This window comes from uncultured Microscilla sp. (assembly GCF_947493425.1).
In the GTDB taxonomy this organism is placed as follows: domain Bacteria; phylum Bacteroidota; class Bacteroidia; order Cytophagales; family Microscillaceae; genus Microscilla.
This window is the reverse complement of sequence record NZ_CANLRP010000461.1, coordinates 1-551: the sequence shown is the minus strand read 5'-3', so window position 1 is coordinate 551 and position 551 is coordinate 1. Positions and strand designations below refer to the sequence as shown.

At 41.7% G+C, this 551-nt stretch carries 1 protein-coding gene and 1 pseudogene; both read left to right on the top strand.

Going from position 1 to position 551, the window contains the following annotated elements:
• Positions 1-15: 15 nt before the first annotated feature.
• Complete coding sequence (locus Q0954_RS35125; RefSeq protein WP_366916781.1) at positions 16-162, top strand: hypothetical protein; 147 nt, start codon at positions 16-18, stop codon at positions 160-162.
• A gap of 51 nt (positions 163-213) precedes the next feature.
• A pseudogene (locus tag Q0954_RS34335) lies at positions 214-551 on the top strand (hypothetical protein); the annotation flags it as partial.

Here is a 551-nt window from a genome sequence, read left to right as displayed (position 1 = left end):
GAAGCAGGCGGTTTTGTGTTGTACTATAAACGTTTGGAAAAAGGCTGTTTTTCACTGCCCAACAAGGCGCGGATTTCCTGGTTGGAACTGAGCCTAATGGTGGAGGGGATAGAAGTGAGATCAAGTATTCAAAAGCCTCGTTTTTCTTTAAAAAAGCATTGATAATGAGGGGTTAAGATATGGATAGTTAAGCAGTTTTTTGTATCTTTGAGTATGGAAAACGGCTTGGAAAACTTATCAAAAGAAATGTTGATTGCGTTACTGAAAGCAGAACGCGAGCAAGCCAAAGTTGTCATAGAAAAGCAGCAGGTTACAGCAAAAGAACATCAGGTTGCGGTAAAAAAACACCAAGTTATTCAGCAAGATGTTGAACGCATCAAGCTAGAAAAAGCCCAACTGCTGCTTGAAAAAACTTACCTTGAAGCCCAAATAGCCGAGTACAAGCGTTTGTTACACGGGCAAAAAAGGGAGCGCTTTATTGCCAACCCTGAGCAACTCTCGCTCCCCTTTGAAACCCCTGCTGAGGTCAAAGAAATTCAACAAAGAACACT